This window comes from Dyella sp. KRB-257 (genome assembly GCF_049445995.1).
Taxonomy (GTDB): domain Bacteria; phylum Pseudomonadota; class Gammaproteobacteria; order Xanthomonadales; family Rhodanobacteraceae; genus Dyella_A.
This window is the reverse complement of record NZ_JBMSDZ010000001.1, coordinates 16,261-35,958: the sequence shown is the minus strand read 5'-3', so window position 1 is coordinate 35,958 and position 19,698 is coordinate 16,261. Positions and strand designations below refer to the sequence as shown.

The window sequence follows — 19,698 nt, the reverse complement described above, 5'->3', positions numbered from 1 at the left end:
CCTACTTGAGGAACGGGTTGGCGAACAGCAGCAGGATGGCGATCACCAGGCAGTAGATCGCCATCGTCTCGATCATCGCCAGGCCGACGAACAACGTGCGCGAGATGGTGCCGGCCGATTCCGGCTGGCGCGCGATCGCATCCATCGCGGCCGCCACCGCGCGGCCCTCGGCGAGCGCCGGGCCGATCGCACCGAAGCTCACCGACAGCGCGGCGGCGAGGATGCTGACAACGGGAATGAGGTCGTTCATGACGGGGCTCTCCGATCGGAAGATGCAGGCGCGTCCGGCGCGTGGGAAGGCGGGGCGGAGTGCACGGCAGCGCCGATGAACACCATCGCCAGCACGCTGAAGATGTAAGCCTGGATGGCGCCGGTGAGCAGGTCCAGTGCCATGAACGGGATCGGCACGACCAGCCCGGCCAGCGACAGCGCGATGCCGACCACGAACACGCCGCTCATCACGTTGCCGAACAGGCGCACCATCAGCGAGAAGGTGCGGGTGATCTGCTCGACCAGGTTCAGCGGCACCATCAGCCAGCCTGGTTCGGCGAAGGTGGCGAGGTAGCCGCGCACGCCGCGGGCACGCAGACCGAACACGATGGTGGCGAGGAACACGATGCCGGCCAGCGCGGCGTCGGTCTCCAGGTGGGCCGTGGGCGGTTCGATACCGGGCATCAGCCCCGACCAGTTCGCGGTCAGCACGAACAGGAAGATGCTGCCGATCAGCGCGCGGTAGGGCGCCGGGTCCACCTGCATGGTGTCGCGGATCTGCCCGTCGATGGTTTCCACCAGCAGTTCCAGCACCGCCTGCGTGCGCGAGGGGCGCAGCGAGAGGCGTCGCGTGGCCAGCCAAGAACCGAGCGCCAGCGCCGCCACGATCCCCCAGCTCACGGCCACGGCCGAGCTGATCGGGACTGGGCCGAGATGGAACAGGACGTCGGTGCGCAGCGGCGAGCCGATCATGGCCGGGGCTCCCTGACCGGCGGCGCGTGGGTCGCCGCGCGGTCGCGCAGCAGCATGTGGCGCGCCACCAGGAAGCCGGCGAAGCCCGCCAGCAGCGCGGCCAGGCCGAAGTGGAACAGGGCCGCCAGCAGCAGCGCGCTGAGCAGCACGCGCAGGCCTTGCGACGCCAGCGCCAGTCCGGTGCGACCGGCGGCGAGCAGGCGCACGGTGTAGCGCAGTCCGACGAAATGGAGCAGGCCGACCGCGCCACCGGCGAGCAGCCCGATGCCGATGGCCGGGGCCAACGGAAGCGTTGCGAGGGGAGGGCTCATGGCAGGTTCCTCATTGACGGTGCATCCAGCGCCAGGCGAACCACAGGCCCAGCCCGGCACCGACGGTGAGCAGGGCGGCGGCGAAAGTGACGCCGGTACGCAGCCAGCGGTCCAGCCAGTGCCCGGCCAGCACGCCGAGCAGGATCGGCGTGACGATGGTCCAGCCCAGCACGCCGATCTGCGCCAGGCGGATGCTGGCCGGGGTGGCCGGATCGTCGCGGTTGGCCTCGTCGCGCTGGCGCGCGCGCCGGGCGGCCGTGGTGACCGGGTTGCGGCTCTCTTCCGTGCGCGGGTCGGGTGCCGGCGTCGTCATGGTGCGACGTTCCTCGGGCCGGGGCGCAGATAGCGCAGCAGGGTGCGCACGGCGCGGGCGTGCAACTGCATCTGTTCGACCCGTGCGCGGCGGTCGGCATCGGCCTGGTCGGCGCGCGCGGTACGCACGGTGGTTTCCAGGGTGTCGAGATCGTCGCCGTGCACGGCGCCACGGCAGGCCACGTGCAGCTCCTTGCCATCGCTCATCCGGAGCACGCCGCCGCGCAGCGCGCAGAAACCTTTTTCGCCACCGGCACGCTGCCAGCGCAGCACGGTGGGCACCAGCACGGTCACCAGGTCGGCGTGGCCGGGCAGGATGCCGAAGCTGCCGCTGGCGTCTTCGCCGCGCACCGCGCCCACGTCGTCCAGGTCGAGCACGACCTGCTGCGGCGTGGCGAGCACCAGGTGCAGATGCCGGTTCATGCCGCCGCCTTCATCGCCGCCGCTTCCTTGGCCCGCGCTTCGTCCAGCGTACCGACCATGTACAGCGAGCTCTCGCGCCAGCCGTCGCATTCGCCGTCGAGGATCGCCTGGCAGCCGTCCAGCGTGTCGGCCAGCGCCACGCTGCGGCCGGGCATGCCGGTGAACGCTTCGGTCACCGCGAACGGCTGGGTGAGAAAGCGCTGCAGCCGGCGTGCGCGCTCGACCAGACGGCGATCGTCGGCGCCCAGTTCGTCCATGCCGAGCAGGGCGATCACATCCTGCAACTGGCGGTAGTGCTCGATCACCCGGCGCACTTCGGTGGCGATGTGCACGTGACGTTCGCCGAGCAGATCGGCATCGAGCATGATCGAGGAGGAGGCGATCGGGTCGATCGCCGGGTACATGCCCTGCGCGGCCATCTCGCGCGAGAGCACCACCATCGAATCCACGTGCGAGGCGAGCGCGGTGACCGCCGGGTCGGTGAAGTCGTCGGCCGGCACGTAGACCGCCTCGATCGCGGTGACCGCCACGCCGTCCACCGAGACGATGCGCTCCTGCAGCGCGGCGACCTCGTCGGCCAGGGTGGGCTGATAGCCGACCCGCGAAGGCTGCCGGCCGAGCAGGCCGGAAATCTCGGAGCCGGCCTGGACGAAGCGGAAGATGTTGTCCATCAGCAGCAGCACGTTCTGCCGCCGCTCGTCGCGGAAATGCTCGGCCATGGTCAGTGCGGTGAACGGCACGCGCCAGCGTGCGCCGGGTGGCTCGTTCATCTGGCCGTAGACCAGCACGGTATGGTCGAGCACGCCGGAGTTGCGCATGTCCAGCAGCATCTCGTGGCCCTCGCGCGAGCGTTCGCCCACGCCGGCGAACACCGAGATGCCCTGATAGCGCTCGACCATCGCGTGGATCAGCTCCATCACCAGCACGGTCTTGCCGACGCCGGCGCCGCCAAACATTGCCGCCTTGCCGCCCTGCACCAGCGGGGTGAGCAGGTCGATCACCTTCAGTCCGGTGGTGAACAGGGTGCTGGTGCCGCTCTGTGCGGACAGCGGCGGGGGTGCGCGATGGATCGGCCGGCGTGGCACGTCGGCGGGCAGGGCGGGGCCGTCGTCACCAAGCTGGCCGGTGACGTCGAGCAGCCGGCCGAGCACTGCGGGCCCGACCGGCACCTGCAACGGTTTGCCGAGCGCCTGCACCCGCAGGTCGCGGGCGACACCTTCGGTGGATCGCAGCGCGATCGCACGAACGTCCGTCGCGGAAAGTTGCGAGGTGACTTCCAGCAGCAGCGGCACATCGTCGTCGCGCAGCACGTGCAGGGCTTCGCCGACCGCGGGCAGCGGCGGCCGCGCGAAGCGCACGTCGAGCACCGCGCCGCGCACGGCCGTCAGCTGTCCTTCGTTTCCTGCCATCGGTGCATGTCCTCCCGGCCTGTGAGGACTCATGGTCGGACGATGGCTCCGGTCGACGGTTGACCCGGGTCAAACAGAAGTGGATTGACGCGTGATCAGTGCGAGCGCGGCGGAGGCGGCGACCCATTCCTCGTTGGTCGGCTCGACCGCCACGCGCACCTTGCTGTCGCCGGCGGAGATCACGGCGGCATGCGCGGCGTTGGCGTCGTCGTCCAGCGTGAGCCCAAGCCAGTCCAGCGCACGGCAGACGCGCTCGCGGATGATCGCGTTGTGCTCGCCGATGCCGGCGGTGAACACCAGCATGTCCAGGCCGCCGAGCACCGCGGTGAGCGCACCGATCTCGCGCACGATGCGCCGAACGTACATCGCCAGCGCTTCGCGCACCGGCTTTTCGTCCTCGCGCGGCAGCAGCACGCGCGGATCGGCTGAGACGCCGGAAACGCCGAGCAGGCCGGACTCGTGGTAGAGCAGATGGCCGACCTGGTCGACGTCGAGTCCGCGCGTCTGCATCAGGTACAGCACGGCGCCGGGATCGAGCGCGCCGCAGCGCGTGCCCATCATCAGGCCGTCCAGCGCGGAGAACCCCATGGTGGTGGCGACGCTGCGCAGCTCGTGCATGGCGCACAGACTGGCGCCGCTGCCGAGATGGGCGCAGATCGTGCGGCCGTGCGCCCGGGCGCCGTGGCGTTCGTCCAGCGCCTTGGCCATGTACGCATAGGACAAGCCGTGGAAGCCGTAGCGGCGCAGCCCTTCGTCCCAGAACGCGCGCGGCAGCGGCAGCATCTGTTCGACCCTGGGCACGGTGTGATGGAAGGTGGTGTCGAAGCAGGCGACCTGCGGCAGCTCCGGATGCAGCCCGAGCAGCGCCTCGATCGCTTCCAGCGCGAACGGCTGGTGCAGCGGCGCCAGCGGGATGTAGCTGCGCAGGTCGGCCAGCACCGCGGCATCCACCCGCACCGGTGCGAAGTACTTGCTGCCGCCGTGCACCACGCGGTGCGCCACGGCAGCGAGCTGCCGCGCGCCGATCCGCGTCGCGAGCCGGCTGCGGATGTGCGTGAGTGCGCCGGTGTACGGATCGTCGGCCGCCAATGCGAGCGGTTCCGCCGGCTGGCCGGCTTCTTCGTAGCGCGGCGCCGCGGCGGTGATGTTCTCCACCTTGCCGCTCCAGCACGGCCGGCGCGGCAGCGGCGACACCGCGGCATCGAACAGCGCGAACTTGATGCTGGACGAGCCGCAGTTGAGCACCAGCAGCAGGTCGCCCGCGGGCTCGGCAATCGTGGTCACAGCGGTTGCGTCCGGTAGCGATGGGCCAGCAGCAGTGCCACCGCACAGGAGGCCATCCGCGACTCGCGCGAGTCGGCGCGGCTGGTGAGCACGATCGGCACCTTGGCACCGATCACGATGCCGGCGCTGGCGGCGCCGCCGAGATATTCCAGTTGCTTGGCCAGCATGTTGCCGCTCTCCAGATCCGGCACCACCAGCACGTCGGCCTGGCCGGCCACCGGCGAGACGATGCCCTTGATCCGCGCTGCCGCGGCGGACACCGCGTTGTCGAAGGCCAGCGGGCCGTCCAGGACCGCGCCGGCGATCTGGCCGCGATCGGCCATCTTGCACAGCGCGGCGGCGTCCAGCGTGGCCGGCATGCGCGGATTGACCGTCTCCACCGCGGCGAGGATCGCCACGCGCGGTCGCTCCACGCCGATCACCTGGGCCAGGTCGATCGCGTTGCGCACGATGTCGGCCTTCTCCTCCAGCGTGGGTGTGATGTTGATCGCCGCGTCGGTGATGATGAACGGGCGCGGATAGGCCGGTGTCTGCATCAGGTAGCAATGGCTGATCCGTCGCTTGGTGCGCAGCCCGCTGTCCGCGGCGATCACCGCGGTCATCAGCTCGTCGGTGTGCAGGCTGCCTTTCATCAGGGCGTCCACCTTGCAGGCGACGGCCAGCTCCACCGCGCGCTGCACGGCGGCATGGCTGTGTGGCACGTCCTCGATGGCCAGCCCGGACAAGTCGATGCCGGCCGCGGTGGCCACGGCGTCGAGCCGGGCGCGCGGGCCGATCAGCACCGGCTCGATCAGCCCAGCGCGCCAGGCGTCGATGGCGCCGCCGAGGCTGGACTCGTCGCAGGGATGCACCACCGCCACGCGGATCGTGCCCAGCGGCCGCGCGTAGTCGAGCAGGCGGCGCACGCCGCCGTTGCCGTCGGTCAGGCGGACCTCGGGCAGGGTGGCGCGGGTGCGTACGATCTTTTCCATCGGCGCCAGCACCTCGGCCTCGCCCTGGATCGCGCACTGGCCGGTCTGGTCGGTGCAGCTGCAGTCGAGCACCAGGCGCTTCTTCGCCTCGTCCTTCGAGCGCACGGTCACGCGGATGGTCAGCGTGTCGCCGATGTGCACCGGCGCCAGGAACTTCAGCGTCTGCGCCAGGTAGATCGTGCCGGGTCCGGGCAGGCGGGTGCCGAGCACCGCCGAGATCAGCGCTGCGCCCCACATGCCGTGGGCGATCACGCCGTGGAAGCGGGTGGAGGCGGCGAAGTCCGGATCCAGGTGCTGTGGGTTGACGTCGCCGGACATCACGGCGAACAGCTGGATGTCCTCGGCGGTGAGCGTGCGCTCGATCGCCGCCGTGTCGCCGACGGCGATCTCGTCGAAGGTGCGGTTGTGGATGTAGCCGATGTCGTCGTCGGTCGGAAGTGGGGCGGCGGTGACGGTCTCGGGCATGGACAAGCTCCGTGGTCCGGGAAGGGGCGATTCAGGCCATGTGCTGGCCGCCGTTCATCGCCAGGTTGGCCCCGGTCATGAAGGCGGCCGCATCGCTGCAGACGAAGGCGACCAGGGCCGCCACTTCATCGGTGCGTCCGAGTCGACCCAGCGGGATCTGCGAGAGTACCTTGCTCTTCAATACGTCCTCGGGCACCTGCATGACCATGCGTGTCTGCAGGTAGCCGGGCGAGACCGTGTTCACCGTCACGCCCTTGCCGGCCAGTTCCAGCGCCAGCGATTTGGTGAAGCCGTGCATGCCGGCCTTCGATGCGGCGTAGTTGGTCTGGCCGAACGCGCCCTTGGAACCGTTCACCGAGGCGATATTGACGACGCGCCCCCAGCCCCGGTCCACCATGCCGCCGATGAACGCCTTGGTGACGTTGAACAGCGAGTCGAGGTTGGTGTGCATCACCGCGTCCCAGTCCACCTTGTGCATCTTGCGGAAGGTCGCGTCGCGGGTGATGCCGGCGTTGTTGACCAGCACGTCCACCGCGTGGCCGTCGGCGCGCACGCGTTCGGCGCAGGCATCGCAGGACGCCTCGTCGGCCACGTCCATCTCGTAGGTGAGATAGCGGCGACCCTGCACGGCGTGCGCGTCCAGCCAGGACTGTACGTCATCGCGGCCGGGCGAGTGGGTGACGATCACGCGGTGCCCGCTGTCGTGGAGCGCCTGGGCGATCGCCTCGCCCAGGCAGCCCATGCCGCCGGTGATCAGCGCGGTGCGTTCACTCGGCATGGCTCTTGCCCTTGCCGGGCTTGGCCGGAGCGGACTTGCCGGCCGGGGTGAACATCGCCATCAGTGCGCCGAAATCCGGCACCGTGCCTTTCAGCGGAAGCGCCATCGGCAGGCTCTTGCCCGCTTCGGTGAACGCCTGGGTGGTGGATTTCTGCCAGTGGGCCAGTGCCTGCTGCAGGCCCGAGGCGAAGCGGGTCTGCTCGGCGATCGCGGTTTCGGTGCACGCCTGCAGGTCGCCGATGCGCTTCTGCATGCGACGCCAGACCGCCGAGCCGGGCAGGTTGGTGAAGTCTTTCCAGTCGGTGGCCTTGGCCAGTTCGTCCAGTTCGGTGCGGGTTTCCTCGACGTCGTCGCCCAGCGTCTTGTCGCCGAGGTCGGCCCATTGCTGGCGGGTCTCCTGCAGCAGCAGGTTCATCTGCATCCACAGCTGGACGTTGGCCTTGTACAGATCCAGCGGAAGGTTGGTATCGGTGCTCATGATCATGTCCTCGCTTCAGGTGTGAGGGTTGGCGTGCGGCCGGCAGTTCCGATCGGGTCCTGCGGGCGATACCGGTCGTCGTCCGCGAGGGTGGCCGCTCACCATGACATTCCGTGTGGCCACTTGGCTTGGGATGCGGGGCGCGTTCCGGCGTTCGCGTTCCGTCGTTCAGTCGATGATGCGATAGGCCTCCCGCACGTATTGGCCGGGAGCATCGGCGAGCGGCCGGTAGCCGGCGCGTGGGTTGCCCATGCGCGGCGGATCGACCGGTGCGCCGGAATGTTCGTCCAGCCAGTGCAACCAGGCCGGCCACCAGGAGCCGTCGTGCAGCGGGACCTGCTCCAGCCAGGCGTCGGGGCCGAGATAGGCGCTGCCGGCCGCACGCCGCAGCAGCTGGTAGCTGCGGTGCGGATGGCCCGGCTCGCTGACGATGCCAGTGTTGTGCCCGCCGCTGGTCAGCACGAAGGTGAGGTCGGCGACGGTGAGGTAATGCAGCTTGTAGACCGAGCGCCACGGCGCGACGTGGTCGGTCTGCGTGCCGACGCAGAACATCGGCAAGGCGATGTCGCTGAGCGCGACCGGTCGTCCGCCGACCGGGAAGCGCCCTTCGGCGAGATCGTTGTCCAGGAACAGCCGGCGCAGGTATTCCGAATGCATGCGCGCCGGCATGCGGGTGGCGTCGGCGTTCCAGGCCATCAGGTCGTTCATCGGCCGGCGCGTGCCCATCAGGTACTCGCCGACCAGGCGCGACCACAGCAGGTCGTACGAGCGCAGCATCTGGAACGCACCGGCCATCTGCTGCGCGGTGAGATAGCCGGTCTGCGCCATCTGCGCCTCGAGCAGGCTGACCTGGCTCTCGTCGATGAACAGGCCCAGTTCGCCCGGCTCGGTGAAATCGGTTTGCGCGGCGAACAGAGTGACCGAGGCGAGGCGATGGTCGTCGTCGCGCGCCATCGCCGCCGCGGCGACCGACAGCAGGGTACCGCCGAGGCAGTAGCCCACCGCGTGCACCGGTTGTTTCGGCATGATCGCGTTCACCGCGTCGAGCGCCGCCATCACACCGAGCTGGAGGTAGTCCTCCATGCCTAGGTCGCGATCGTCCGCGTCCGGGTTCTTCCAGGAAATGCAGAACACGGTGTGGCCCTGGTCCACCAGGTAGCGGATCAGCGAGTTGTGCGGCGAAAGATCCAGGATGTAGTACTTCATGATCCACGCCGGCACGATCAGGATCGGCTCCGGCCGCACCTGTGCCGTGCTGGGCGCGTACTGGATCAGTTCGACCAGGCGGTTGCGCATCACCACCTTGCCCGGCGTCACTGCGAGGTTGCGGCCGACCGCGAAATCCTCGGTGCCGGCCGGCGGCATGCCAGTGACCAGGCGGTCGAGATCGTCCAGGCCGTTGAGCCAGCCGCGCAGCAGATTGGTGCCGCCCTGTTGCAGGGTCTGCTTCAGCACCACCGGATTGGTCAGCAACTGGTTGCCGGGCGACCACATGTCCAGCCACTGCCGGGCGACGAAGCCGACCACGTCCTCGTGGTGCTTTTCGACGCCGGGCACGCCATGGGTGGCCTGTTCCCACAAGCGCTCGGTCATCAGGAACGACTGCTGCAGCACGTTGAACGGCCACTGGTTCCATTCCGGTTCGCGGAAGCGGCGGTCGCCGGGGTGGGCGGTTACGCAGCAGGGATTCGCCTCCGGATCGGCGCCGGGCAGGGCGCAGTGGGCGGCGTAGTTCGCCAGGTCGCGCATCTGCAGCAGACCCAGCCGGAGTAGTTCGAGCCGCTTGCCGGGCGCGCCGGCCAAGTGCGCGGCCCAGTCGTTCCAGGCCAGTTGCAACGAGGCCGGCGAGATCGAGGCGGTCCAGCGCGCCACGGTGGCGCGGACCATCCGGTCGATCCGGTCGGTGGTGCTGACAGGGGAGGTGGTGGCTTCCATCGACACGGAGTCCGGGGAAACGGAGAGGGGCGCCTTGGCGCCAACGAGGTTTTCAGGATGCGCCGCCGCATAGCGCAGGCTCTTGATCGAGGTCAACCGGCCTGTCGTTGTTCATTGCGATGCAGCAGGCGCGGCGGCCCGGTGTCGACCCCGGTGTCGACATGGATGCCGCGGCAGTAAACTGGCGGTTTTTCGCCAGCTTAGGAAAACGCGCCATGTGGTTCGCCATCCACGCCACGGATCATCCCGACTCGCTCGCCAGGCGCCTCGCCGCGCGGCCCGAACACTTGGCCCGCCTGCACGCGCTGCAGTCCGAAGGGCGCCTGCTGCTGGCCGGTCCGTTCCCGGCGATCGCCGCGGAGGATCCGGGCCCGGCCGGCTTCACCGGCAGCCTGATCATCGCCGAATTCACCACCCAGGCGGACGCCGAGGCGTGGGCCGCCGCCGATCCGTACGTCGCGACAGGCGTCTACGCACAGGTCGAGATCAAGCCGTTCCGCAAGACCCTGCCATGAGCGCGGCGATGGTCGAGCAGATCCGCGAGCGGTTGGTCGCCGCCCTGGCACCGACCGAGCTGGAGGTGCTGGACGAGGGCCACAAGCATGCCGGCCACGCCAACGCCGGCAAGGGCCATTTCCACGTGCGCATCATCAGCCCGGTGTTCGCCGGCGTGCTGCCGATCAAGCGCCACCGCATGGTGTACGCGGCACTGGACGGCCTGATGGATCAGGGTATCCACGCCCTGTCCATCGATGCGCGGGCACCTGACGCGTAAAATCAACTGCTTGCCGCACCTTCCCCAAGTAAATTGCGCCGCCGCAATGCATTGCGGCGGCGCCTGCCGTTTGGCACAGTGCTTTGTCGCCTCACGCCCGTGCGGGCGTTCCATGGAATGTTGACCTGCCGATGCGCCTGACCACGATCAAACTCGCCGGATTCAAGTCGTTCGTCGATCCGACCACGTTGCACCTGCCCACCAACATGACCGGCGTGGTCGGTCCCAACGGCTGCGGCAAGTCCAACATCATTGACGCGATCCGCTGGGTGATGGGCGAGAGCGCCGCCAGCCGCCTGCGCGGCGATTCGCTGACCGACGTGATCTTCTCCGGCTCCACCTCGCGCAAGCCGGTGGGGCAGGCCACGGTGGAGCTGATCTTCGACAACGCCGACGGCTCGGTGCAGGGCGAATACGGCCAGTACGCCGAAATTTCGGTCAAGCGCCAGGTCAGCCGCGACGGCCAGTCCGCCTACTTCCTCAACGGCGCGCGCTGCCGCCGTCGCGACATCACCGATCTGTTCCTTGGCACCGGCCTGGGCCCGCGCAGCTACTCGATCATCGAGCAGGGCATGATCAGCCAGATCATCGAGGCGGCGCCGGAAGACCTGCGCACCCATCTGGAAGAGGCCGCCGGCATCTCCAAGTACAAGGAGCGCCGCAAGGAGACCGAGAGCCGCATCAAGTCCACCCGCGAGAACCTCGACCGCGTGAAGGACGTGCGCGACGAGGTGGACAAGCAGCTCGAACACCTCAACCGCCAGGCCCGCGCCGCCGAGCGCTGGAAGGCGCTGAAGGAAGAACAGATCCGCAGGGAAGCCGAGCTGCGCGCGCTGGAATACCGCGCGCTGAAAGGCCAGCACGACGGCGAGGGGCAGGAGCTGTCCGCCGCCGAGATCGCCATCGAGAAGCAGCTCGCCGAACAGCGCCAGATCGAGGCGCAGCTGGAAAGCGTGCGCGATCGCCACGTCGGCGCCAGCGAGCATCTGAACGCGGTGCAGGCCGAGGTCTACAAGGTCGGCGCCGAGATCGCGCGCGTCGAGCAGCAGGTGCGCTACAACAGGGAAACCGCCGAGCGCCTGCAGCGCGCCCAGGCCGAGGCCGAGCGCGAGCACGCCGAACTGTCCGTGCACATCGCCGCCGACCGCGAGCAGATCGAGACGCTGCGCCTGGCGCTGGCCGAAGGCGAGCCGAAGCTCGAAGCGCTGCAGCAGTTGCAGGACGACACCGCCGAGGCCCAGCGCAGCACCGAGGCCAAGCTGGCCGACTGGCAGCAGCGCTGGGACGCCTACACCCGCACCGCCGGCGAATCCAGCCGCGCCGCCGAGGTGGAGCGCACCAAGCTCAACTACCTCGATCGCCAGGCGATCGATCTCTCCAGGCGCCGCGAAGCACTCGATGCCGAACGGAAGGCCACCGACGTCGCCGCGCTCGACGCCGCCGCCGAACAGCTGGAAACCGAACACGAGACGCAGCGCGAGCGCGTCGAGACGCTGGGCAGCCTGCTCGACCAGTACAAGTCCAGCCACGAAAAGGTGCTGGACGAAGAGCGCCAGGTGCAGTCCACGCTCAACGAGACGCGCCAGCAGCTGCAGAGTGCGCGCGGCCGGCTGTCCTCGCTCGAAGCCCTGCAGCACGCCGCGCTCGGCCAGGAGGAAACCGCCGCCAGCGGCTGGCTCGCCGGCTTTGGTCTCGACAAGGCGCGCCGACTCGGCGAATCGCTGCAGGTCGATGCCGGCTGGGAATCGGCGGTGGAAACCGTGCTGGCGGGTTTGCTCGACGGCGTGCTGGTGGACGATCCACTGGCGCTGTCCGGCGACTTCGGCTCGCTGGGCGAGGCCGACCTCGCGCTGCTCGCCGCGCAAGCCGGCGGGCAGGGTGCCGAGGGCACGCTCGCCGCGCGCGTGCGCGGCCCGGCGGCAGCGATGCAGATGCTGGCTCAGGTGCATACCGCCGAGACGCTGGATGAAGCGCGCCGTCGCATCGCCTCGCTGCCGGCGGGTCAATCCGTGATCACCCGCACCGGCGAATGGCTGGCGCCGCAGTGGGCGCGCGTGCGCCGCGCGCAGGGCAACCAGGTGGGCGTGCTGGCGCGCGAGCGCGAGATTCGTCTGCTCACCGAACAGGTGGCCACGCTGGAAGCGCGCATCGAGGAAGCCACCGGCCAGCTCGAAGACCTGCGCACCGCCAAGTTCGAAGCCGAGCGCGCCCGCGACGACGCGCAGCGCGAGCTGTACAACGCCCACCGCCGCCAGTCCGAACTGGCCGGCCAGCTGCAGAGCCATCGCGGCAAGGTGGAGACCGCGCGAGCACGCGCCGAGAAGGTGGCCGGCGAGCTGTCGGCGCTGATCGAGCAGCTGGACGAGCTGCAGTCGCAGACGCGCGAGGCGCGCGCCCGGCTGGACGAGTCGGTCAACCACATGGGCGACCTCGAAGACCAGCGCCGCGAGCTGGAAAACGAGCGCCGCACCCTGCTCGAAGCGCGCGAGGAAGCGCGCATGAACGCGCGCGAGGCGGCCGACCAGGCGCATTCGCTGGCGCTGTCGATGGAGTCCAAGCGTTCCTCGCTGGCCTCGCTGGAGCAGGCGCTGGCGCGACTGGACGCGCAGATCCGCGTGGTCGAGGCGCGGCGCAGCGAGATCACCGAACAGCTCGCCTCCGGCGCCGATCCGATCGCCGAACTGGAGGCCGAACGCCAGACCTACCTCGACCAGCGCCTGCTGGTCGATCGCCAGCTGGTGGACGCGCGCCGCGCGCTGGAAGACTGCGACATCGAAGTGCGCAAGCTGGAGCAGCAGCGCCAACTGGCCGAGCAGACGCTGGCCGGCCTGCGCGAGCAGCTTTCCGAGAAGCGTCTCGCCGCGCAGGCGCTGCAGATGCGCGCGCAGCAGTTGGCCGATGCGATCACCGCCTCCGGCCTGGAGCTGGAGCCGCTGCTGGCCGAGCTGCCCGAAGACGCCGATGCCGACGCCTGGCGCCGCCAACTCACCGACATCGGCCAGAAGATCGTGCGGCTGGAACCGGTGAACCTGGCCGCGATCCAGGAGCACGCCGAGCAGAGCGAGCGCAAGACCTACCTGGACAACCAGATCGTCGACCTCACCAGCGCAATGGAAACGCTGGAAGGCGCGATCAAGAAGATCGACCGCGAGACGCGCCAGCGTTTCAAGGAAACCTTCGACAAGGTCAACGCCGGCGTGCAGGAGCTGTTCCCGCGCCTGTTCGGCGGCGGCCATGCCTACCTCGAACTCACCGGCGACGACCTGCTCAACACCGGCGTGGCGATCATGGCGCGGCCGCCCGGCAAGCGCGTGTCCAACATTTCGCTGCTGTCCGGCGGCGAGAAGGCGCTCACCGCGGTGTCGCTGGTGTTCTCCATCTTCGGCCTCAATCCCGCGCCGTTCTGCCTGCTCGACGAGGTGGACGCGCCGCTGGACGAGGCCAACGTGGGCCGCTTCTCGGCGATGGTGCGCGAGATGAGCGAGAAGGTGCAGTTCATCTTCATCAGCCACAACAAGGCCACGATGGAAGCGGCCACCCAGCTGTGCGGCGTGACCATGCGCGAGCCGGGCGTGTCGCGCCTGGTGCAGGTGGACCTGGCCGAAGCGGCTAAACTGGCCGGTGCCGCCTGAGGACACCGCGATGCATATCGACCCCACGCCCGTCCAGTCGACGCCCGTCGACGCCACGTTCGCCCTGGCCTGGAATGCCAACGTCGGCATCCCGCTGCTCATCGCCGGCCTGATCGTGCTCGGCCTGATCTGGCTGTTCGGCCAGCCGAAGAAGGAGCAGGGCAGGCGCCGCGCCGCATCGGAGCCCGCGCCCGGCGAACGGCGTGAGCCGACCGTGGGGCGGCAGGCGAGCCTGGCCGACGATCCGTTCTTCACCACGCTCGATCGCGACTATCCGCAGTCGCCTGCCGGCCCGCAGCAGGGCGAGCTGGACATGGGGTTGCGTGCGGAACTGGAGAAACTCGGCGCCACGCTGGCCGGCGGGCGCGCCGGCGCCGACACGCCCAAACCGTCCAGCCAGGCCGCGTCGATCATCGATGCCCTGCGTTCGCCGACCCAGGCGGAGCATCCGCTGCCGCCGGCGCCACAACCGTTCGCCACCGCCACGCCGACGCCCGAACCACGCCCCACGCCACGTTCGGATCTCGGCAAGCGGCCGGCGCAGCTGCCGGTGGAACGCATTGTCACGCTGTTCGTGGTGGCGCGCGAAGGACAGCTGTTCAATGGCCCCGACCTCATCGTGGCCGCGGAAAAGGCCGGCCTCGACTTCGGCGACATGGGCATCTACCACCGCCTGCTCGACGGCAGGCGCGAGCTGGGCCCGATCTTCAGCGTGGCCAACATGCTCAAGCCGGGCAACTTCGACCTCGGCCGGCTGGACGCGCTGCGCACCCCGGGCGTGAGCTTCTTCATGACCCTGCCCGCGCCGATCCCCGCGCTCGATGCCTGGGATGCCATGCTGCCCACCGCCCAGCGCATGGCCGAGCTGCTCGACGGCCAGGTGCTGGACGAGGAGCGCAACGCACTCGGCCGCCAGCGCATCGCCCACATCCGCGACGAGCTGCGCGGCTGGGATCGCGACCACGAAGGCCCGGAAATCACCTTCGGCCGCTGATCCCGCATCCGGTCACGCGTACAACAGGAAGGGCCGCATCGCGGCCCTTCCTGTTGCTGTCCCTGGCTCTGTCGCGACTGTGTCGCCAGGACCCGCAGGGCCTACTTTCTTCCGCGCGGAAGCGGCTTACTTCTTCGCAGATTTCCGTGCCGGCGCCTTCCTGGCGACCTTCCTGGTGGCCTTGGTCGCCACCTTCTTCGCCACTGCGGACTTCGACGCGGAGCCGGCAATGAGCAGGCTCTCCGCCGTGACGCCCTTTTTCTTCAAGGCCGCGGAGAACCATAGCGGACGTTTGCCACGGCCGGACCAGGTCTGGGCGGCATTCTCCGGGTTGCGATACTTCGGTGCGACAGACGCCTTCGTGCCTTTGGCGCCCTTGCCGCCGCGCCGCGGGTAAACATCGTCGATGCTCAGACCGGCACCCTTGAGAAGCGCGTCAATCCGGGTGCGGACCTGCTGGACCTGATTCTTGCGGGCGGATTCCATCTGCGCCTCGGCGGTCTTGATGAGCGACTGGAGTTCGGCAGGGGAGAGCGAGTCGAGATTGATAGCCATGTTTTTCCTCGAGAATAGAACCATTAGCTGATGGGAAAGCGCCCGCTCCGCCCGGAATCTCCTGCGGCCCGTGGGCGTTGCAGGAGATCCGGGCCGACATCAGACGGCCGCGTCCTTGAGCTTCTTGAGCGGACGCACCTTCACCTTCACGGTGGCCGGCTTGGCGGCAAATACCTGCTCCTCACCGGTGAAGGGATTCTTGCCCTTGCGCCTGGGCTTGGCCGGCACGTGCACGGCGTTGATCTTGAACAGGCCGGGGAGGGTGAAATGGCCCGCCCCCTTCTTGTGCACCGCGCCGAGCACGGTGCGCTCGAGTGCCGCGAGCACCGCCTTGACGTGCTTCGCCTCGATGCTGGCCTGCTCGGCCAGGTGGGTGATGAGCGCCGATTTGCTCAGTGCATCCTTGATCGGCTTGATGGCGGGCGCCGCCTTGGGAGCGGCCTTCGCTTTGGCGGTCTTCTTGGCAGTGGATTTCTTGGCAGTGGATTTGGTGGCCATTATCTCTGGTCTCATGAAATGCATCGCTCCTTATGGAGCGATGGCCGCTTGGCCCGCCAAATTTACGTGGTTATGGCGTTGCAGGCCATCCTGCCGCGCTTCGCGGGCGGCTTTATCGCGCTTTTCATCATGCTGATCTCAAATGGCGTGATCATCGGCTCCATTCCGTTCGACTGGCATCTCACCGAACGTGGGCAGCTGGATTTCCCGATGGGTGGCATTGGAGACGTCCGCTTTCGGCCCGAAGCGGCTCATCCTTCAGGATGAGCACTAACCTGGAGACCGGGCTGGCCGCCCGGGAGGAGCACGGGCTGAGCACGTTGATAGTGCAGACATGCGCTGTTTCAAGCCGATCCGAACGAGCTGCTTGCTCCAGCGCCATCTCCTTGATTGGTCCTTCACCGATCGCTGCTTAAGGTTCTCATTCGGAAGACGACGGCGTGGGTTGGTGGGCGCTTGGGGTGGAGGTGCGCAGACGAATCCGTGGTCGAGTGATGTGCGCTGAATACTCACACCGTCCTCGCGCCAGCTGATAGCTCGCTCATCAAATCGACGTCTATCAGGTCGGAGGACCGATGAGAGCCCGTTTCGCAGGTTCCTTTGTCTTGGTGGTCGCGCTCCTATGCGTGGCCTGTGCTGCGTGGGGCTCAACGTCCGCGCCGCAGGCCGTCGACGGCGACTGGACGATGCCCGCAGGCGACTACGCCAGCACACGTTTCAGTCCGCTCGCGCAGATCAATCGCAACAACGTGCGTCAGCTCAAGGTGGTGTTCACCTTTTCCACCGGCGTCGATCGCGGCCAGGAAGCCGCGCCCATAGTGGTCGGTGACACGATGTACATCGTCACGCCGTTCCCGAACATCCTTTACGCGCTGGACCTCTCCAAGCCCGGCGCGCCGCTGAAATGGAAGTACGAACCCCATCCGGAACCGGCTGCGCAGGGCGTGGCGTGCTGCGACGTGGTCAATCGCGGCGCGGTGTACTGGCGGGGCAAGATTTTCATCAACACGCTCGATGGCAACACCATCGGCGTCGATGCGAACACCGGCAAGCAACTGTGGAAGACCAAGCTCGGCGACATCAACAAGGGCGAAAGCATCACCATGGCGCCGCTGGTGGTGAAGGGCAAAGTGCTGGTCGGCAATTCTGGTGGCGAGTTCGGGGTCCGCGGCTGGATCGCTGCGCTCGACGCGGATACCGGGAAGGTCATGTGGAAGGCGTTCAACACCGGGCCCGACAAGGACGTATTGATCGGACCCGGATTCAAGCCTTTCTATCCGAGCGACCAGGGCTCCGATCTCGGCGTCAACACCTGGCCCGCGGAAGCCTGGAAGATTGGCGGCGGCGCGGTCTGGGGCTGGATTTCCTACGATCCGCAGCTCGACCTCATCTACTACGGCACGGCGAATCCAGGCCCATGGAATGCCGACCAGCGGCCGGGCGACAACAAGTGGACGTCGGGCATGTTCGCGCGCGATCCCGATACCGGACAGGCGCGCTGGTACTACCAATTCAGTCCGCACGATCTGTATGACTACGACGCGATTAACGAAAGCGTATTGCTCGACCTGCCGGTCAACGGCGTACGCCGCAGGGTACTGGTGCGCGCCGAGCGCAACGGCTTCTTCTACGTCATGGATCGTGCCACGGGGCAGGTGCTGTCGGCCGATCCCTACGGCTACGTCAATTCGATACTGAGCATCGACCTCAAGAGCGGCCGGGCGATCTACAACCCGGCCAAGCAACCGAAGGCGGGCCGCGTCACCCGTCACGTCTGTCCCGCCTCCCCAGGCGCGAAGGACTGGAATCCGTCGGCGTTCTCGCCACGCACGGGCCTGGTCTACATCCCGCACATCAACCTGTGCATGGACGAGCAGCCGTCGGAAGTGAACTACATCGCCGGCACACCCTATGTCGGCATGGACGAGCGCATGTACGCCGGCCCCGGGGGCAACCGCGGTGTGGTCACTGCGTGGAATCCGGTGCTGCGCAAGGCAGTGTGGGAAATCAAGGAAGACCTGCCGGTATGGAGCGGTGCGCTCGCCACAGCGGGCGACCTGGTTTTCTACGGAACGATGGATGGCTGGTTCAAAGCCGTCGACGCGCGCACCGGCTCGTTGATATGGAAATTCAAGACGGCCTCCGGAATCATCGGCCAACCAGTGAGCTATCGAGGTCCTGATGGGCACCAATATATCGCCGTGCTGTCTGGCGTCGGCGGCTGGGCCGGTGCAATCGTGGTTAACAATCTTGACCCGCGCGATGCAACCGGCGCGAGCGGTTTCGTCAACGCCACGCGCGACCTCAAGGAGAAGACCGTACCCGGGGGGACGCTGTATGTCTTCGCGCTTCCGAACTGATATCGCGCTGATCGCAGTCACGCTATGCGCGATGCTTGGCGCCGGTTGTGATCGCGAGCGCCGCGAATTCTACGCCGCGCCGACAAAGGCCGCGCCGCCGCATCCGCGCCTGTCGGTTCTCCAGCCGGGCGACCGACTGGTCACCGCCGCGGATCCGATCGGCGCGCATTACGAAAACAACGCCTACCACATCAATCAGGGCAGCCGACTGTATCGGTGGTTCAACTGCAACGGCTGCCATGCCAATGGCGGCGGTTCGATCGGACCGGCGCTGATGGACGACCAGTGGCGCTACGGCGGCAGCATCGACCAGATCCACGCCAGCATCCTGGAGGGCCGACCCAACGGCATGCCGTCGTGGCGCGGCAAGATAACCGACCAGCAGGCGTGGCAGATTGCAGCGTATGTGCGTGCGCTGTCAGGTAACGTGGCGAAGGCCGCCGCGCCGAGCCGCCGCGATGCCATGGCTGCCACTCCGCCGCTGACGCAGGTCCCCAAGCAATCGCCGCGGAACGGCGATGCCAGCGCGTCGGCGGTGCCCTCCCCATGAAAACTCGTCGTGCGACGGCACTGCTCGCGGCGGGCGCGGCCTCGCTCCTCGCCGGTTGCAGCCATGTGCAGTCGGCGCTTGCGCCAGCCGGGGACCAGGCCGCCGCGATCGAGCGTGTGTGGGACCTGATGCTGTGGATCTGCGTGCCGATGTACCTGCTGGTACTGGCTGCGCTGGGATGGGCGCTGTGGCGCAAGCACTCGCGCGGCCACACCATGGGAGGCGACCGGCACGCCGCATTCGGCCTCGCCGCATTCGTCATACTGGTCGCCGGCCTGCTGACCGTGCTCACGGCATCGAGCTATATCGCCGACCGCCGGCTGCACGTCGCAGTCACCGATCCGGTCAAGGTGCGCATTACCGCCATGCAGTGGTGGTGGCAGGTGGACTACCTGGACGCCGATCCATCCAGGCAATTCACCACCGCCAACGAGTTGCACCTGCCGGTCGATCGGCCCACGCGCATCGAGCTGCGCAGCAATGACGTGATCCACAGCCTTTGGATCCCCGTGCTCAACGGCAAGGAAGACCTCATCCCAGGCCGCACGAACGTCATCGTGATGACACCCCGTAAGACCGGCACGTATCGCGGACAATGCGCAGAATTCTGCGGCCTGCAGCACGCCAACATGGCGCTGGACGTGCAGGTGGACGACACCTCGGCGTTTGCCGCGTGGAAGGCACGCCAGCTGGCTCCGGCGGCAACGCCATCCACGCCGACCGCGCTGGCCGGCATGCGGGCCTTCAACGCCACTGCCTGCGCGATGTGCCACACGATCGCTGGCACCGACGCCGGCGGCGTCACCGGGCCGAATCTCACGCATCTGGCCTCGCGCCGCACTCTGGCCGCGGGCGCGCTACCGTTCAATCGCGGCACGCTTTCGGCGTGGATTGCCGACCCGCAGCGGCAAAAACCTGGCACCAACATGCCCGAGGTGCCGCTGCAGCAACAGCAGTTGGCTGACATCGTCGACTACCTGATGACCTTGCAATGACGAGGCGCGC

At 68.1% G+C, this 19,698-nt stretch carries 21 protein-coding genes; 8 read left to right on the top strand and 13 right to left on the bottom strand.

Going from position 1 to position 19,698, the window contains the following annotated elements:
- Position 1: 1 nt before the first annotated feature.
- The 11 genes from ACO2Q2_RS00190 to ACO2Q2_RS00140 all read right to left on the bottom strand — a co-directional run bounded on the left by ACO2Q2_RS00190 (position 2) and on the right by ACO2Q2_RS00140 (position 9,329).
- Entirely contained in the window at positions 2-250 is a 249-nt protein-coding gene (locus tag ACO2Q2_RS00190) for a F0F1 ATP synthase subunit C (protein ID WP_017461027.1), read from the bottom strand.
- Entirely contained in the window at positions 247-963 is a 717-nt protein-coding gene (locus tag ACO2Q2_RS00185) for a F0F1 ATP synthase subunit A (RefSeq protein ID WP_423253757.1), read from the bottom strand. Before ACO2Q2_RS00185 ends, ACO2Q2_RS00190 begins: the two co-directional genes overlap by 4 nt.
- Positions 960-1,274, bottom strand: a complete 315-nt coding sequence (locus ACO2Q2_RS00180; RefSeq protein WP_423253756.1) for an ATP synthase subunit I — start codon at positions 1,272-1,274, stop codon at positions 960-962. Before ACO2Q2_RS00180 ends, ACO2Q2_RS00185 begins: the two co-directional genes overlap by 4 nt.
- 10 nt (positions 1,275-1,284) lie before the next feature.
- Positions 1,285-1,587, bottom strand: coding sequence for an AtpZ/AtpI family protein (locus ACO2Q2_RS00175; RefSeq protein WP_423253755.1), 303 nt, complete (start codon positions 1,585-1,587; stop codon positions 1,285-1,287).
- Complete coding sequence (locus tag ACO2Q2_RS00170; RefSeq protein ID WP_423253754.1) at positions 1,584-2,009, bottom strand: F0F1 ATP synthase subunit epsilon; 426 nt, start codon at positions 2,007-2,009, stop codon at positions 1,584-1,586. The genes ACO2Q2_RS00175 and ACO2Q2_RS00170 overlap by 4 nt, the downstream gene beginning before the upstream one ends.
- Positions 2,006-3,418 (bottom strand): F0F1 ATP synthase subunit beta, encoded by a 1,413-nt coding sequence (gene atpD / locus ACO2Q2_RS00165; RefSeq protein ID WP_423253753.1) that lies wholly within the window; start codon positions 3,416-3,418, stop codon positions 2,006-2,008. The genes ACO2Q2_RS00170 and atpD overlap by 4 nt, the downstream gene beginning before the upstream one ends.
- A gap of 69 nt (positions 3,419-3,487) precedes the next feature.
- Positions 3,488-4,702, bottom strand: coding sequence for an acetate/propionate family kinase (locus tag ACO2Q2_RS00160; RefSeq protein ID WP_423253752.1), 1,215 nt, complete (start codon positions 4,700-4,702; stop codon positions 3,488-3,490).
- Positions 4,699-6,138: a bifunctional enoyl-CoA hydratase/phosphate acetyltransferase gene (locus ACO2Q2_RS00155; RefSeq protein ID WP_423253751.1), complete on the bottom strand. Its 1,440-nt coding sequence runs from the start codon at positions 6,136-6,138 to the stop codon at positions 4,699-4,701. The genes ACO2Q2_RS00160 and ACO2Q2_RS00155 overlap by 4 nt, the downstream gene beginning before the upstream one ends.
- Positions 6,139-6,169: 31 nt before the next feature.
- On the bottom strand, positions 6,170-6,916 hold the full coding sequence (gene phbB, locus ACO2Q2_RS00150) for an acetoacetyl-CoA reductase (protein WP_423253750.1): 747 nt from the start codon (positions 6,914-6,916) through the stop codon (positions 6,170-6,172).
- Complete coding sequence (locus tag ACO2Q2_RS00145; RefSeq protein ID WP_423253748.1) at positions 6,906-7,394, bottom strand: hypothetical protein; 489 nt, start codon at positions 7,392-7,394, stop codon at positions 6,906-6,908. Before ACO2Q2_RS00145 ends, phbB begins: the two co-directional genes overlap by 11 nt.
- 168 nt (positions 7,395-7,562) lie before the next feature.
- Positions 7,563-9,329, bottom strand: coding sequence for a PHA/PHB synthase family protein (locus tag ACO2Q2_RS00140; RefSeq protein ID WP_423253989.1), 1,767 nt, complete (start codon positions 9,327-9,329; stop codon positions 7,563-7,565).
- Between the two features lie 215 nt (positions 9,330-9,544).
- Between ACO2Q2_RS00140 and ACO2Q2_RS00135 the strand changes: the two genes are divergently transcribed.
- The 4 genes from ACO2Q2_RS00135 (at position 9,545) to zipA (ending at position 14,730) form a co-directional block, all read left to right on the top strand.
- The gene (locus ACO2Q2_RS00135) at positions 9,545-9,844 is read left to right on the top strand and encodes a YciI family protein (RefSeq protein ID WP_423253746.1); all 300 of its coding nucleotides are present in this window, start codon (positions 9,545-9,547) and stop codon (positions 9,842-9,844) included.
- Positions 9,841-10,104, top strand: a complete 264-nt coding sequence (locus ACO2Q2_RS00130; RefSeq protein WP_423253744.1) for a BolA family protein — start codon at positions 9,841-9,843, stop codon at positions 10,102-10,104. The genes ACO2Q2_RS00135 and ACO2Q2_RS00130 overlap by 4 nt, the downstream gene beginning before the upstream one ends.
- A gap of 131 nt (positions 10,105-10,235) precedes the next feature.
- Positions 10,236-13,736, top strand: a complete 3,501-nt coding sequence (smc, locus tag ACO2Q2_RS00125) for a chromosome segregation protein SMC (RefSeq protein ID WP_423253742.1) — start codon at positions 10,236-10,238, stop codon at positions 13,734-13,736.
- Positions 13,737-13,746: 10 nt separating this feature from the next.
- The gene (zipA, locus tag ACO2Q2_RS00120; protein ID WP_423253740.1) at positions 13,747-14,730 is read left to right on the top strand and encodes a cell division protein ZipA; all 984 of its coding nucleotides are present in this window, start codon (positions 13,747-13,749) and stop codon (positions 14,728-14,730) included.
- A gap of 126 nt (positions 14,731-14,856) precedes the next feature.
- Here the strand turns inward: zipA and ACO2Q2_RS00115 are convergent, their stop codons facing one another.
- Positions 14,857-15,285: an H-NS family nucleoid-associated regulatory protein gene (locus ACO2Q2_RS00115; protein WP_423253738.1), complete on the bottom strand. Its 429-nt coding sequence runs from the start codon at positions 15,283-15,285 to the stop codon at positions 14,857-14,859.
- A gap of 99 nt (positions 15,286-15,384) precedes the next feature.
- A complete protein-coding gene (locus ACO2Q2_RS00110) occupies positions 15,385-15,798 on the bottom strand; it encodes an HU family DNA-binding protein (protein WP_423253736.1) in 414 nt (137 codons plus the stop codon).
- A gap of 33 nt (positions 15,799-15,831) precedes the next feature.
- Here ACO2Q2_RS00110 and ACO2Q2_RS00105 point away from each other — a divergent pair, with 33 nt between their 5' ends.
- The 4 genes from ACO2Q2_RS00105 to ACO2Q2_RS00090 all read left to right on the top strand — a co-directional run bounded on the left by ACO2Q2_RS00105 (position 15,832) and on the right by ACO2Q2_RS00090 (position 19,688).
- Positions 15,832-16,050, top strand: coding sequence for a hypothetical protein (locus ACO2Q2_RS00105; RefSeq protein ID WP_423253734.1), 219 nt, complete (start codon positions 15,832-15,834; stop codon positions 16,048-16,050).
- A gap of 308 nt (positions 16,051-16,358) precedes the next feature.
- Positions 16,359-18,143 carry a methanol/ethanol family PQQ-dependent dehydrogenase gene (locus ACO2Q2_RS00100; protein WP_423253732.1) on the top strand — a complete coding sequence of 595 codons (1,785 nt, stop codon included), beginning with the start codon at positions 16,359-16,361 and terminating at the stop codon, positions 18,141-18,143.
- Positions 18,121-18,693 (top strand): c-type cytochrome, encoded by a 573-nt coding sequence (locus tag ACO2Q2_RS00095; protein ID WP_423253730.1) that lies wholly within the window; start codon positions 18,121-18,123, stop codon positions 18,691-18,693. The genes ACO2Q2_RS00100 and ACO2Q2_RS00095 overlap by 23 nt, the downstream gene beginning before the upstream one ends.
- On the top strand, positions 18,690-19,688 hold the full coding sequence (locus ACO2Q2_RS00090; RefSeq protein WP_423253728.1) for a cytochrome c oxidase subunit II: 999 nt from the start codon (positions 18,690-18,692) through the stop codon (positions 19,686-19,688). The genes ACO2Q2_RS00095 and ACO2Q2_RS00090 overlap by 4 nt, the downstream gene beginning before the upstream one ends.
- The last annotated feature ends 10 nt before the right edge of the window (positions 19,689-19,698 follow it).